Genomic DNA, 13,197 nt, shown 5'->3' with positions numbered 1-13,197 from the left:
CATCCCGATCCCTTACGGCTTGATCACTTTGTGGTTGGCGCTCCCGATCGGCCTCTGTGATCATTTGTCAGAGAAAGACGGCAACAAGACCCGGCCACATCAACAGCACCAGAAGCGCCAGCAACTGGATGCCTATGAAAGGCAGGAAGCCCCTGAAGATGTCGGTCAGCGAGATATGCGGCGGAGCGACGGATTTGAGGTAAAAAGCCGCTGGTCCGAATGGCGGCGAGAGGAAGCTGACCTGCATGTTCATGGTGAAGACGACACCGAACCATATGGCGACATAGGCGGGGTCCAGCTCGCCCAGGAAACCCAACTCTTCCACCGGCAACGCCCTCACGATCGGCATGAACACCGGCATGATCAGGAGCACGATGCCGACCCAGTCCATGAACATTCCCATAATCAGGAATATCACCATCATGACCAGTATGACGCCCATGGTTGGCAGATCGGCGCCGACGATGAGATTTGCGACGTAGGTCGGGCCGCCGGCGAGCGTGTATGCAGCCGCCAGCGCGGTTGCACCCACCGTCACCCAGATAATCGTTCCGGTGGCCTTCATGGTTCGCATGAGCGAGGTCCAAACGACATCGAAGCTCATTTCGCCGCGCACCACGGAGATCAGAAACACGGCAACGACGCCCATTGCCGCTGCCTCGGTAATCCCGGTGATGCCGCCATAGATGGATCCGAGCACGACGCCGATGACGATCAGCGGCGCGGCCAGACCTTTTCCCAACTCCCATCCCCTGCGGACCCGGTCGCGGCCGATGACGAACTGGCCGTACAGCGCCACGGCGGCAAGGGTGCCGATAAGGTACGGCAGGTCGGATACCATGCCGAAGCGCATGGGGTCCTCGCCTTCCTCGATGACATTGGCGCCAGCCGCGGTGAGTACCAGCACACGGACGAGCAGCAGCCCGATCACGCCGGCGATCATAACGCTTAGAAAGCCGGAAAAGAGCAGCAGCTTCTCCGAACCCTGAGGGTCGTTCGGATCGGGCTCGGGCAACGGCGCCTGCTCCGGGTGCAGCCGGGTGCGGATGACGATGTAGATAATGAAGAACGATGCCAGCATGAAGCCGGGCAGAAACGATGCCGTAAAAAGCGCCTTAATCGACGTTTCGGTTACCAGGCCGAAGAAGATCAGAACGATCGAGGGCGGTATCATGGTGCCAAGCGAGCCGCTGGCGCAGATCGTGCCAATCGCCAGGTTCTGGTTGTAGCCCAGCCGCAGCATCTGCGGCAGCGCGATAAGGCCCAACAGCACTACTTCGCCACCGATAATGCCGGACATCGCAGCCATGATGACGGCCATGATTGAGGTCACGATTGCGATCCCGCCGCGTGTCCGGCTCATCCAGACGTTGAGAGACGAGTACATGTCGCGGGCGATGCCGCTTCGCTCCAGCAACGCGGCCATGAAGATGAACAAGGGAACCGATATCAGGACATAGTTGGTCATCTGTCTGTAGACCGCCTGGCCGAGAACCGCGAACGGCCCTCTGCCGAAGTCGCGAAACAGGAGGTCCGGTCCGAACTTCATCACCAGAACCGCGCACGCCAGCGCGGCCGAAGCAAAGCCGAGAGGCATGCCCATCGCCAGAAGCACGAAAAGGGCGAGCAGAAGGACGAGCGACAGAGTTCCGATATCCATCCGACTAGTCCTTGATGCTCTGGCGCATTTGCTCGATCTCGCTCTCGTCGATCTCATCGAGTGGCGAATGGTGTTCGGGCGCCTTGTCCCAGTCGGCGATCAGGTTGGAGAGGGCCTGGATGGCCACCAGTACGACCATGATCAGGATTGCCGGTTTGATGGTAGCGGGTAACGGGGGGTCCCACGCCGTTCCGAATGTTTCCCAGCGAAGGAACTTGTCGACCGCTTCGTTGTAGCCGCCCCAAACGAGCAGGAACGCGAACACCCAGATCAGCAGCACCGACACGATGTCGGACAGCTTCTGCATCCACCGTGGCATCAGGTCGTAGATGATGTAGATGCGGATGTGGCTCCGCTGCTGCATGGCGTAAAGGCCAGCGAAGAGGAAGATGAAGCCGGCGATCCAGAGCGACAGCTCGTTCGCCCAAAGCGTGGGTTTCACGAACAAATATCGTGACACGACCTCATAGAACATGACGATCACGCAGGCTGCGGTGGCGATCATCGCCAGCCGCGAGAAGACCAGACTGACAAAGTCAAAAAAGCCGGCAGGCTGCGGTTCGATCGGACCACGCCTGTCGGCAAAATAGACACTCGCCGAAAACAAGGCCACGGCACCGAAGATCATGGTCAACAACACGGATGGCGTGTCGGCGGGCGACAGAAATTGCTTAAGGCCTATACCGGAACCGAAAAACAGGCGGCCAGCTATCAGCCAGATTGCGAGCAGTCCGACGCCGGCGGTGCTCGCCAGCATGACGACACGCATCGGTTTTCGAACCGGCCCCAACCACACACTTTCAGCCCTCTCGGCCATTGCTGCACCGCGCGTTCCAACAGCGTCATTGACGGTATGGCGAGCCCTTTCAGGCCCGCCATATCCTGGATGTTCAAGAGATCGCGCGCCTAGTCGATCTTGCCGATGCGGCGCAGGAACGCCCGGTGAGAATCGACCAGCGCCTTGGCTTCAGGCGTCTTTGAGGCCCACCCGTCCCATGCGCGCTGCGCTCCAGCGCGGAACTCCGCGCGGTCTTCAGGCGACCAGTCGTAGAGTTTCACGCCTTTCGCCTTCAAGGCAGCAGCGGCTTCCTCGTTCGCGATGTTGATCGTCATCGCCGTCTGGAAAGCCAGTGCCTGCGTCGCGACCTCCAATATCGCCTTGATATCGTCCGGGAAGCTGTTCCAGACATCCAGATTGAAGGTCACATGGTCGATCGGCATGGAATGGAAACCGGGATAGGTCGCGTGATCGACCACGTCATAGAGGCCGAGCCCGACATTGTTGACGAGGCTCGAAGCGTCCGCGCCATCAATGATGCCGGTCTCAAGAGCGGTGAAGACCTCGGTGAAATCCATGACGATGGGGGAAGCGCCCAGTTCGGCGAAGATCTCGGTTTCGAGGCCGGGCGGAGAACGGAACTTCCAGTCCTTCAGATCTTCCGGGCCGCGGATCGGCTTGGACGAAGACATGGATTCCTGCCCGCCTGTCCACCAGCCGACCAGGTGCATGTTGTGTGCTTCGTAAAGTTCGTTCGCCGCTTCCTGACCACCGCCGAAATAGAAGAAGCTGTAAAGCTCCCAAGGCGTGTCGTAGCCGCCCATCGGATCGCCGACGAACTGGAATGCGGGGTTCTTGCCCGTCTGGTAGGCGCCGCCGTGCATCTCGCCGTCGAGGATGCCGGTGGCGGCAGCGTCGAATCCCTCAACGGTTGCAACCACCGCTGACGACCAGAACATCTCGATGTCGATGCGGCCGCCGGACATGGCCTCGACATTGTCGATGAACTGCTGAGCCAGTTTGCCCGATGCGGTCTCGGGCGCGTAGTGCGTCTGCATGCGCAGGTTGAAGTCAGCGGCATAGGCGCTCGACGCCAGCAGCGCGGCGGCGGCGGTGCCGGCCGCAAGTTTCAGAACTTTCATGATTTTTCCTCCCAGATACGCAAATTGACCGCGACGTATTCGTTCTCCAGAGGCACTGGCGAACAGAAGCGGCGACGCTAAAACACAATAGCGAATATACCAGAAAGTCAAGTTTGGTATACCAAATAACAAAGCGCATCTGCTACAGTAGCGCGAGCGCCGGAATCAGGCGAGGGTTGGGAGCGCGCGCCGTGAGATCGAGCAGGAAGGAACCGAGAATGCTGCCAACCATTCCGCGCCAGAGCCTCGGCGAACAGATCGCGGAAGTCCTGCGCCAGCAGATACTGCTGGGCCATCTGAAGCCGGGCGAAAACATTCCTGAACGGGAAACATCGGCAGCTCTTGGTGTCAGCAGGACACCGCTGCGCGAGGCGCTGCTAGTCCTCGAGGCCGAAGGCCTTGTTGAGATGGCGCCGGCGAAGAGCCCAATCGTGGCCAAGCCTTCATTTGTCGAGGTGACGCATCTTCTCCTAGTCCAGTCCGCACTCGAAGCCCTGGCTGGTGAATGCGCCTGCGACGAAGCGACAGAAAGCGAAATCGACGAGATCGAGTCATTGCATACGACCATGCTGACCGCATTCGAAGACCCAGATCCGATCGAGTTCTTTCAGATCGACATGAGCTTTCATGAAGCGATCGTCGCGTCGACGAAGAACCTTTCGCTGGTCAAGACCCACAAGCAGTACCGCGACAGGCTGTGGCGTGCGCGGTTCCTGTCTGCCCGGCGGCAGGCCGCCCGCGAGCGAGCCATGGTTGATCACGGGCTGATCGTCGAAGGGTTGCGCCGCCGTGACAAGGCGTTCGTTTCCACCAAGATGAAGGAACATTTGCGGCGGGCGATCGACAACATCAGGGGCGTCTTCGAAAAAGAGGAGGCCGGCGACGTCTCCGACCCCGACGGAGAGAAGAAACGGCAACTGGCCGATGGCTGACCGTCCAGTCATTCAAGCACCGCGCAGGAATAGACAGATGGCAACCAACCAGTTCGATGTTTCCGACACGGTGACCCTCGTTTCCGGCAGCAGCCGGGGGATAGGACTGGCGATTGCCAGAGCCTTTGCGGAGTTGGGCGCCAAAGTGGTCATCACGGGTCGGGACGAAGATGCGCTTCTGGCTGCCTGCGCTGCGGTTGCGCAGCACCCCAACCCGATGGGCCATCGGACTTGCGATGTCGCCGATACCGGCGCAATCCAGGCATGCGTCGAAACGGTCGTTGCTGAGTATGGCCGCATTGATACGCTGATCAATTGTGCCGGTATCAACAAACGCATGCCCGCCGTGGACTACACGCCAGACGACTACGATCGGATTATGAACACCAATCTGCGCGGTGCGTTTTTCATGGCCCAGGCGGTTGGCAGGCATATGATCGCGCAAGGCTCAGGCAGCCAGATCAATATCGACAGCCTGTCCACCTACGGGTCGCTGGCACAGGTCGCGCCCTACGGGATGGCGAAGTCCGGCGTGTCCAGCATGACCCGCGTGCTGGCGCTGGAGTGGGGCAGGCATGGCGTTCGCGTGAACGGTTTGGCGCCGGGGTTCATCCTGACAGACCTGACCGAAAAGCTGTGGTCCGACCCCAACCTTCTAGCGTGGAACCGGACAATCACACCTCTCTGCCGTATGGGTACGGTCGATGACCTCACCGGCACCGCGATCTTTCTCGCGTCGCCGGCCTCAGGGTTTCTGACAGGTCAGACCATCCGCGTGGATGGTGGCATTTCGGCCGGCATCAACTGGCCGATCGACGGCGGATTCGAAGTAAGGTTGCCCGATTAGGTATGCTGCAGAGTGGGCAGTTGGTGCGGACGAAGAGTGAGCGAGCACCTCTTGCTCATGGGACCGACCAAGGCATTGAGGGGCATGTCAGCGGAGACCTCTATCGAATCGGGTGGCCGGATTCCTAGCGGCCGACATACTTGACAGACCTTGCCTCCTGAGTTGCCCCGAGATTCCAGGTGCCGGCAAGCGGTCGTTCGACGATGGACCATCCGTTTTCCAATGGACGCTGGCACGGTAGGAGGCCGACGAACTGGGCGAGATGGCCTCGATCTACAATCGGATTCGCAGCTTCTGTTACCGGTTCCTTGCGCCCGGCATTTATCCGTGAGCGACCGAAACGGTGTCGGCTGCCGAACGGCAGCGATCGCCCTAGGATCTGACGGTCCGGAAACGGCCCCAAGTCAACCGATCCGCTTCGCGCCCCCATTGTTGCCGTTCAGACTGGTCGCCGCCGGAAAGCTGACATTCCTTCGAGGTGCGGATTGACGTACTTGTGCCCTTCTCGTCGCCGTGGCGATGGCAATGGCAATGGCATGGTTGCATTTGACGCGCCATCAGTCCCAAGGTGGTGTTACCAGCATATCGGCATCGAGGCTTTCCAGAATGGAACGCGCTCCGCTGCCAAGGTAGGGGCTAGCGGTTGGACCCCGGCGGTGCCTTCCGAACGCAACCAACTGCGGACCGAAACGGCTGACGTGCCTCCCGAGAACTTGTCGGACCGAACCGTTTTCGATGCGAATATCGACGGCACCCTCGTGCAACCCGACAGCTTTCGCGAGGCGCTCCAAGCAACCCTGTACTATTGTATTGATGCGGTCATAGGTGACGGTATCGGCCTGATTTTCGCACGCATGGGCAATGACGAAATCGGCCGTTGGCGCGACCTGCAGGGCGACTGCCAACGCGTGTATCGACGTTGGCGATGGATCCAATCCGACCAGAACCTTTTCGTAGTGATGCGCCGGCCTCGACTTTACGACGATCAGTGGGATTCCGCAGGTCATGAGCAGACTCTCGAGAACGGTTCCGGCAAGGGAGCCATCGGAAGGGGATTTTTCGCTGTGACCGGCGATGATGATTTCCGCTCCGTACGATGTTCCCGCGGCCCTGATCGCCTCCACGGGATCCCCCGTCGCTACATTGGTAGATGCCGGAGCAAACCCGGCGCCGAAATCATCCTCCAGTTCGGATTCGAGGCGATTGATGGCCTCCCGCACCTGCAACTCTAAAGGACGGGAAAGAGATACATCATCAACGACGGATACGTGCAAGACGTGCAGCGCTGCCCGGTGTATCTTGGCGACTAGCAGCGCACGCTCCAGTGCGTGCTGTGAGTTCGGGCTCAGATTGGTAACGAGAAGAATCTGCTTCATCCTGAGTCTCCCTCCGGTTCCGGTTTTCTACAAGCCGCTTGAATCATCGTTGTTCACCGGCACCGTCAGGATAGCCAGCCAAACCCCACGCTCGACGAAGTCTTGCCACGTTTGCCGCAAAGGCGTTACGCGTCGAACCTCCTGAAGAGCGGCTCGATTTGCTGGATTGCGGACCGTATCGCGTCGAATAGCCGGTGCCGGCTCGTGCCAACGAATTCCATACCTCTTGCGTGGATGAGAGTGTCGAGCATGATCGGTCTGTGCGACGCACATCAGCTTCCGCAGCTACCAGCGTACTGACCATGAGCGGGGATCAGTGCGAGAGAAGTACGGGCAAGCGCAAATCGGCGAACACGCCTCTTGTTGCGCCGCCGAGTATGAAGTCGCGGACACGAGAATGGCCAAAACCGCCCATGGCCAGCAGACGAGCTCCGTTTTTGATTGCATCCTCCTGCAATGCTTCAGAAATTGTCCGATTGCCGCGATCGACGGTGCAAACCTCCGCGCTAAAGCCACGCCGTCCAAGCGACGCCGCAAGTTTCTGGGCCAGGTCTGGTCCAGGCAGCGGTTTGTCGTCTCGAACTGTCAGCACTGTGATGCGGCAATCGTCGGTCAACAATGGAACCAAATCCGCAACTGCTCGCGCGGCAACCCGACTCCCATCCCAAGCGACCGCGGCATGCTTGATGGGCGTCTCGTCGACATCAGCAGGGACCAAGATTGACGGCCGTCCAGCACCGAACACGACCGACTGTCCGAATTCGCGGATTGCGGAACTGTCTTTTGACCAGGGTAACAAAACGAGATCAAAGTACCTGGCCTCCTCGGCTGCGTCGTCGCCAGTTGAACTGGGTTCTGACTGTTCCATCGAACACTGGACGTTCAAGGCGGCGGTCGCGTTGTCACGCACGAATGCCTGAATGCGGTGGCATCTCGCTCGGCTGTCATCTTCTGCGGCTCGGACCAATTCTGGAATGTTGACAAGCAATCCGCCGATCGGTGTCGACACGCGGGGGATGGCAACGGCGAAAGATGTCACATGGAGTTCGCATTCAAATGCGGCAGCAAGCGTGACGGCAACTGCGACAGAATCGTCTGGCGCGATATCAGGATATGTAGTCAGCGGCATGTATGCCAAGCGAGCCGGAGGCATCTTGTTCGTTCCTCTTCGGTGTGAGTTTGTCTGCCCTTTTCGGTAGCCCTGATATGGACGTTGATCATGCGACCAGCGGGGGGCGGCACAGTCAAAACGTCTATTTTCGATTCTCGAAGTATTCGCTCCGCGGTACTCCCAAGGAGAATTCGCTCCAGGCCTTGTTCGCTGCGTATTCCGGCAACGATAAGATCCGCACCCACCTCTTCGGCCACTTCGTTGTGAACCGGCAACGTGTCGTGGCGGAGCAGTGGCGCCAACTGGGAATCCGGAACCAAGAAGTCCAGAAGCATTTGTCGCGCTGTTCTGCGCTTCGCTTCGATGTGATCTCCTCATGCCGGATGTCGTGGGTGCCGCAAAGCGCAACATAGGGGCATGGAAGACCAGAAGCGCCCTTACGCGGCGCTACTGGGCGACATAGCCACCATCGACCGGGATATTGGCTCCTGTCACGAAGGACGCGCGGGGAGAACAGAGCCATACGATGAGCTCCGCCACCTCCTCCGGGGTGCCGATGCGCCCGATCGGATGCAAGGGGTCCATCATCTCATGCGTCGATTGCGCGCCGCCCGTCGATTGCTCGGCCAGCGAGTCCAGCATGCGCGTATCGATGCCGCCAGGGCAAATGGAGTTCACACGAATGCCTTGCTTGGCGTATTCGAGCGCCGCATTCTTGGTCAGACCATTTACAGCATGCTTTGATGCAACGTAAGGTGAAAGGCCGGGGAAGCCTATGAGGCCAGCAACCGAGGCTAGGTTGACGATCACGCCACCGCCATTCTTCAGCATCTGAGCGATTTCCGCCTTCAGGCACAGAAATGTACCTTTCGCGTTGACGCCCATTATGAGGTCGAAATTGTCATCCGGCTGATCTGCCAGCGGGGCAATCTTGCCCTCGACGCCGGCATTGTTGCAGGCACAATCCAGCCGACCATAGGCTTCGACCGTCTTGATGATGAGGTGCTCGACCTCCTTTGACGACGAGACGTCGGCCCTGACAAAAATTGCCTCGCCGCCGATCTTCCCGATCATCGCGACGGTTTCCTCCCCACCTTCCACGTTCACGTCGGAGACGACGACCTTGGCACCTTCCGCCGCGAATTTGAGCGCGGTCGCGCGGCCGATGCCAGCACCGGCTCCCGTCACGAGTGCGACTTTTCCAGCTACCATGGGCATGATTGGCATCCTTCAATGCAGGGGCTGTTCCAAAAGCCTATTTCAATGCCTGGATCCTGCATTGACTGAGGTCAAATAGGCCGACTCCCCTCGAGCGCCTCGTTCAGCGCCAGTTTTCGACCAGCGCGCGCAGTATGTCTGCGCGGCTGACTTGACCGACCAGCCCTCCCTCCCGAAGTACTGGAAACCGCCGGTAGTGGCTGTCGAGGAAGCGCTCCGCGGCTTCAACGATGTCGAGTTCTTCGTCGAGCGTCTCGACCGTACCGGTCATGTAGTCGCGCACCGCTCCGCCCAATTCCTGATAGTAGGACGCGTTCAGCGCTGCCTTCAGGCAATCCTTCTTGGACAGCACCCCCACCAACTGCCCCTGCGGGTCAACCACCGGCGCACCCGAAATCTTGTTTTTCAGGAGTAAACTCATGGCGTGCACGACTTCCATCTCGGGCGAGAGCGAAATGAGATCGGTTGTCATGTAGTCGCGAATTTTAGGGCGCTGCGTCATGATCCGGCATCCTGTCCTTACTTACGACAGCCGGCGCACTGGACACCTTCGACGCAGGCCAATCCGCCACACGAACCTTTCACGGGCTTGCGACCCATCAATACCCCGAGAGAGAGTCCCAGACCGGACAGAAGGATAATCGTCAGCGTCAAGATCAACGTCCCCATCAAAAACTCCTAAGCAAGGATTCGCGCGGCGAACGAACCGGTCGAGATTTCACGTATGCCCGCGCGATCGCGCACAAGAAAGACCGCGGGCAGTCCGAGAGTTTCCGCGAATTCCGGACCGGCTTCATGCCCCATTGCATACAAAGCTGTGGCCATCGCGTCGGCCCGAGTTGCAGTCGGTGCCAAAACCGAGACCGATGCAAGGCGCGAATCCGCCGGCCTGCGTCTATGTGGATCGACGAGATGGCTGTAGCGGCGACCGTTCGATACGTAGCTGTTGACGCGATCGCCCGAGGTGGCGAGCGCCTCGCCGTTTAACATCACGACCCGCTGAAAAGTCGATCCGCCAGTTTCGGGGTTTTCGATGCCCGCCCGCCATGGCCTTCCCGACGGATGTCTGCCACGCGCCGAAACCTCGCCACCGACTTCAACGATGAAATCTTTCGCTCCGGATGTTTCGATCTCAACAATCATTCTATCGAGTGCATGGCCTTTCGCGATACCGCAAAGATCCAGCGTGAGGTCGGGCAGCACCTTTCTCACGGCGCCCGTGCGTTGCGATATGCCAGTGTGGTTTCCCTTGGAACGGCGGGCGATCGGCCCGAACCCATATTGCCCGACGATACCGCCCACCGTCGGGTCGAACGCGCCCGCTGTTGCCTTCGCCGTATCGAGCGCTTGCGCGATGACGTCGCAGGTCGGCTTTGAAAGCGCATACCAATCGGTGCTGTCGCTGGTATTGAACCGCGTGATCTCGGAGTCGGTGCGGAATGGCGACATGGCCGCATCGACGGATGCAATGACCGCCTGTAGTGCCGCGCGCATTCTTATTGGATCGTGCGCGGGCTCGATCACGGCGCGCCACGTGGAACCGAAAGCCGGTCCTTCGATCGTCTTTGATCCGCTCGCCGCCGAGAGTGGCCCCCCAAGGGCTGAGCTTCCGGCACCAGCCAAGAATGCGCGTCGGGTGAACCGCATGATCTAGCTCCCGAAATCGTCGTTGAAGATGCAGTCGGCATCGACGCCTGCATCGTCCAGCATCGCCAGAACCGCCTTGATCATAAGCGGCGGTCCACAGAGATAGTATTCGCAGGCCTCCGGTGCCGGATGATCCCTTACAAGGCGCCGCAGTACGACATCGTGAATGAAGCCGGTCTCGCCCGACCATTGCTCGTTCGGTGCGGGATCGGAGAGCGCAACCGTCCATGTGAAGTTGTCATGCTCGGCTTGCAGCCGTGTGAACTCGTCGCCGTAGAACAGATCCACCTTGCCCCGCGCTCCGTACCAGAAGCTTATCTTGCGTTTCGTTGCGACGCGCTGAAGTTGGTCGGTGATGATTGCCCTCAGCGGCGCCATGCCGACCCCGCCGCCGATGAACACCATCTCGCGGTCCGTGTTCTTTGCAGCAAATTCTCCAAATGGGCCTGAGACATCGATTCTGTCGCCTTCGCGCAGACCGAATAGCCAGGAGGACACAACGCCCGGCGGCACGCCCGGCTTGTCGGGCGGCGGCAGCGCGAGGCGGATGAGCAGCATGATCCGGCGGTCTCCATGCTCCGGAGTGTTTGCAATGGAATAGGCGCGCGAGACGCGCTCCGCGCTGCTGGAAGTGAGGTTGCCGAGGCCCTGTCGTTCCCACGCCGCCCGATGTTCCGGCGCTATATCGTAATCGGCAAACGAAAGGCGATAAGCCGGTGCGGTTACCTGCACGAAAGAGCCTGGTCTAAATTCAAGCGCGTCGCCGGCCGGAAGCTCCAGCGCCAGTTCCCGTATCAGCGGCGCCAAGGTACGGCTCGATACGACGGTGCAGCGCCATTCGCGCGCGTTCAGCACGGCGTCCGGCACGCGGACACCCACGTCGCCGCGCACGGTAACCTGGCATGCCAGCCGATTGCCCTGAGCAATCTGCTTCCGGGTGAACAGCGCCTTCTCGTTTGGTAGGACTTCTCCACCGCCCTCGGTTACGGTCACGCGGCATTGGCCGCAGGTGCCGGCTCCGCCGCACGCGGAGGGGACCGCAATGCCGCCGTCGTTGAGAGCGCCGAGCAGCTTTTCACCCAGCTTCGCGGCCAGTTCCTGGCGGTCATTTACGGTGATCGCGGCAGTGCCGCCAGGCATCAGCAACGCCCTGGCCGCAAGCACGGCTGCCGAAAGCGCCAACACGATCGCCACAAAAAGGGCACTGCCGAGCACCATCTCCGTCATGGCAGTTGAACCCCGACGAAGGCCGAAAAACCCATCGACATCAACCCGGTGACGACGAAAGCGATGCCCAACCCGCGCAGGCCATCCGGGACATCAGCGTAGCGCAGCCTTTCTCGGATCGCGGCTAAGGCAACGATTGCGAGCGCCCACCCGACACCGCTTCCGAGGCCGTAGATGACGCTTTCGGCGAAGCTGTATTTGCGCTCGACCATGAACAGGCTGCCGCCAAGGATGGCGCAGTTCACCGTGATAAGCGGTAGGAATATGCCGAGTGCGCGGTGCAGAGCCGGCACGAAGCGGTCCAGTATCATTTCGAGTATCTGCACGATCGCCGCGATCACCCCGATGAAACTGATCAGTCTCAGGAATGTCAGATCAACCTCCGGCAAACCGGCCCACGCCCATGCGCCGTCGACTAGGAGCGTGTTGAAGATCAGGTGATTCACCGGGACGGTGATACCCTGAACGACGATCAGGGCGATGCCCAGCCCGACTGCGGTTTCCACGCGCCTGGAGACGGCCAGGAACGTGCAGATGCCGAGGAAAAAGGCGAGCGCCAGATTCTCCTCGAAGATCGAGCGGAAGAACAGATTGGTCATGGCTGCCTAACTGTCTCCGGCTGGGGAATGGCGAACTCCGCAGCCTCGACCTGAGCCGGACGAAGCGTCCGGATCAACCAGATCAGCATGCCGATGATGAAGAAGGCACTTGGCGCCAGCAGCATCAGTCCGAGCGGCTGGAACCAGCCCCCAGCTTCGACTGTTGGCAACACCGCGTATCCAAGCAGGTTGCCGGTGCCCAGGAGTTCGCGGACCGTACCCACTACGAGCAGAATGAGGCTGTAGCCGAGCCCATTGCCGATCCCGTCGAGGAAACTCGGCCACGGCGGATTGTGCATGGCAAAGCCTTCCGCGCGTCCGAGAACGAGGCAGTTTGTGACGATGAGCCCGACGAAGATCGACAGCCTTTGACTCATCTCGAATGCGTATGCCCTGAGGACCTGATCGGCGACGATGACCAGCGAGGCGATGAGCGTAATCTGGACGACGAGCCGTATGGATGAGGGCAGATGCCTGCGAATAGTGCTGATAACCAGGCTGGAGATGGCCAGCACGGCCGTCAGCGCCACGCTCATCGTTAGCGAAGTTGCTACCGAGGTCGTGACGGCCAAGGCGGAGCAGATGCCCAGTATCTGGAGCGTGACGGGATTGCTGTCGATGATCGGCGCCGTAAGATAGCGCAAATTGCCTCCCGCCATG

15 protein-coding genes are annotated in these 13,197 nt (G+C 60.0%); 2 read left to right on the top strand and 13 right to left on the bottom strand.

The window, feature by feature from the left end; translation table 11 throughout:
* Positions 1–67 precede the first annotated feature (67 nt).
* From FQ775_RS14710 to FQ775_RS14700, 3 genes are all read right to left on the bottom strand, one after another.
* Positions 68–1,660 (bottom strand): TRAP transporter large permease, encoded by a 1,593-nt coding sequence (locus FQ775_RS14710; RefSeq protein WP_146300180.1) that lies wholly within the window; start codon positions 1,658–1,660, stop codon positions 68–70.
* A 4-nt stretch (positions 1,661–1,664) separates the two neighbouring features.
* Complete coding sequence (locus tag FQ775_RS14705) at positions 1,665–2,429, bottom strand: TRAP transporter small permease subunit (RefSeq protein WP_246730140.1); 765 nt, start codon at positions 2,427–2,429, stop codon at positions 1,665–1,667.
* A 137-nt stretch (positions 2,430–2,566) separates the two neighbouring features.
* On the bottom strand, positions 2,567–3,712 hold the full coding sequence (locus tag FQ775_RS14700) for a TRAP transporter substrate-binding protein (protein ID WP_246730139.1): 1,146 nt from the start codon (positions 3,710–3,712) through the stop codon (positions 2,567–2,569).
* A gap of 86 nt (positions 3,713–3,798) precedes the next feature.
* On the opposite strand from FQ775_RS14700, the gene FQ775_RS14695 reads away from it, so the two are divergent.
* The gene (locus FQ775_RS14695) at positions 3,799–4,512 is read left to right on the top strand and encodes a GntR family transcriptional regulator (protein ID WP_146300182.1); all 714 of its coding nucleotides are present in this window, start codon (positions 3,799–3,801) and stop codon (positions 4,510–4,512) included.
* Between the two features lie 37 nt (positions 4,513–4,549).
* Positions 4,550–5,359, top strand: a complete 810-nt coding sequence (locus tag FQ775_RS14690) for an SDR family NAD(P)-dependent oxidoreductase (protein ID WP_167812989.1) — start codon at positions 4,550–4,552, stop codon at positions 5,357–5,359.
* 557 nt (positions 5,360–5,916) lie between these two features.
* Here FQ775_RS14690 and FQ775_RS14685 read toward each other — a convergent pair.
* The 10 genes from FQ775_RS14685 to FQ775_RS14640 form a co-directional block, all read right to left on the bottom strand.
* Complete coding sequence (locus tag FQ775_RS14685; RefSeq protein WP_146300184.1) at positions 5,917–6,735, bottom strand: universal stress protein; 819 nt, start codon at positions 6,733–6,735, stop codon at positions 5,917–5,919.
* 313 nt (positions 6,736–7,048) lie between these two features.
* On the bottom strand, positions 7,049–7,888 hold the full coding sequence (locus tag FQ775_RS14680) for a universal stress protein (RefSeq protein WP_146300185.1): 840 nt from the start codon (positions 7,886–7,888) through the stop codon (positions 7,049–7,051).
* A complete protein-coding gene (locus FQ775_RS24180; protein ID WP_146300186.1) occupies positions 7,855–8,181 on the bottom strand; it encodes a universal stress protein in 327 nt (108 codons plus the stop codon). Before FQ775_RS24180 ends, FQ775_RS14680 begins: the two co-directional genes overlap by 34 nt.
* Positions 8,182–8,293: 112 nt before the next feature.
* Entirely contained in the window at positions 8,294–9,064 is a 771-nt protein-coding gene (locus FQ775_RS14670) for an SDR family oxidoreductase (protein ID WP_146300187.1), read from the bottom strand.
* 103 nt (positions 9,065–9,167) lie between these two features.
* Positions 9,168–9,566, bottom strand: coding sequence for a CBS domain-containing protein (locus tag FQ775_RS14665; protein ID WP_146300188.1), 399 nt, complete (start codon positions 9,564–9,566; stop codon positions 9,168–9,170).
* 17 nt (positions 9,567–9,583) lie between these two features.
* The gene (gene nqrM / locus FQ775_RS24165; protein WP_146300189.1) at positions 9,584–9,733 is read right to left on the bottom strand and encodes a (Na+)-NQR maturation NqrM; all 150 of its coding nucleotides are present in this window, start codon (positions 9,731–9,733) and stop codon (positions 9,584–9,586) included.
* Between the two features lie 9 nt (positions 9,734–9,742).
* Positions 9,743–10,711 (bottom strand): FAD:protein FMN transferase, encoded by a 969-nt coding sequence (locus FQ775_RS14655; RefSeq protein WP_146300190.1) that lies wholly within the window; start codon positions 10,709–10,711, stop codon positions 9,743–9,745.
* A 3-nt stretch (positions 10,712–10,714) separates the two neighbouring features.
* On the bottom strand, positions 10,715–11,938 hold the full coding sequence (gene nqrF / locus FQ775_RS14650) for an NADH:ubiquinone reductase (Na(+)-transporting) subunit F (protein ID WP_146300191.1): 1,224 nt from the start codon (positions 11,936–11,938) through the stop codon (positions 10,715–10,717).
* A complete protein-coding gene (gene nqrE / locus FQ775_RS14645; protein ID WP_146300192.1) occupies positions 11,935–12,537 on the bottom strand; it encodes an NADH:ubiquinone reductase (Na(+)-transporting) subunit E in 603 nt (200 codons plus the stop codon). Before nqrE ends, nqrF begins: the two co-directional genes overlap by 4 nt.
* Complete coding sequence (locus tag FQ775_RS14640) at positions 12,534–13,196, bottom strand: NADH:ubiquinone reductase (Na(+)-transporting) subunit D (RefSeq protein WP_146300193.1); 663 nt, start codon at positions 13,194–13,196, stop codon at positions 12,534–12,536. Before FQ775_RS14640 ends, nqrE begins: the two co-directional genes overlap by 4 nt.
* Position 13,197 lies beyond the last annotated feature (1 nt).

The organism is Nitratireductor mangrovi, assembly GCF_007922615.2.
Taxonomy (GTDB): domain Bacteria; phylum Pseudomonadota; class Alphaproteobacteria; order Rhizobiales; family Rhizobiaceae; genus Mangrovimarina; species Mangrovimarina mangrovi.
The sequence above is the reverse complement of the archived record's forward strand: the minus strand, read 5'-3'. Positions and strand labels throughout refer to the sequence as shown.

Coding starts and splice junctions, on each gene's coding strand:
- FQ775_RS14705 (WP_246730140.1), bottom strand. CDS start 2,429: ATGCGTGTCGTCATGCTGGCGAGCACCGCCGGCGTCGGACTGCTCGCA.
- FQ775_RS14665 (WP_146300188.1), bottom strand. CDS start 9,566: ATGACGCAGCGCCCTAAAATTCGCGACTACATGACAACCGATCTCATT.
- FQ775_RS14710 (WP_146300180.1), bottom strand. CDS start 1,660: ATGGATATCGGAACTCTGTCGCTCGTCCTTCTGCTCGCCCTTTTCGTG.
- FQ775_RS14670 (WP_146300187.1), bottom strand. CDS start 9,064: ATGCCCATGGTAGCTGGAAAAGTCGCACTCGTGACGGGAGCCGGTGCT.
- FQ775_RS14640 (WP_146300193.1), bottom strand. CDS start 13,196: ATGGCGGGAGGCAATTTGCGCTATCTTACGGCGCCGATCATCGACAGC.
- nqrF (WP_146300191.1), bottom strand. CDS start 11,938: ATGACGGAGATGGTGCTCGGCAGTGCCCTTTTTGTGGCGATCGTGTTG.
- FQ775_RS14690 (WP_167812989.1), top strand. CDS start 4,550: ATGGCAACCAACCAGTTCGATGTTTCCGACACGGTGACCCTCGTTTCC.
- FQ775_RS14695 (WP_146300182.1), top strand. CDS start 3,799: ATGCTGCCAACCATTCCGCGCCAGAGCCTCGGCGAACAGATCGCGGAA.
- FQ775_RS14680 (WP_146300185.1), bottom strand. CDS start 7,888: ATGCCTCCGGCTCGCTTGGCATACATGCCGCTGACTACATATCCTGAT.
- nqrE (WP_146300192.1), bottom strand. CDS start 12,537: ATGACCAATCTGTTCTTCCGCTCGATCTTCGAGGAGAATCTGGCGCTC.
- FQ775_RS14685 (WP_146300184.1), bottom strand. CDS start 6,735: ATGAAGCAGATTCTTCTCGTTACCAATCTGAGCCCGAACTCACAGCAC.
- FQ775_RS14655 (WP_146300190.1), bottom strand. CDS start 10,711: ATGCGGTTCACCCGACGCGCATTCTTGGCTGGTGCCGGAAGCTCAGCC.
- FQ775_RS24180 (WP_146300186.1), bottom strand. CDS start 8,181: ATGCTTCTGGACTTCTTGGTTCCGGATTCCCAGTTGGCGCCACTGCTC.
- nqrM (WP_146300189.1), bottom strand. CDS start 9,733: ATGGGGACGTTGATCTTGACGCTGACGATTATCCTTCTGTCCGGTCTG.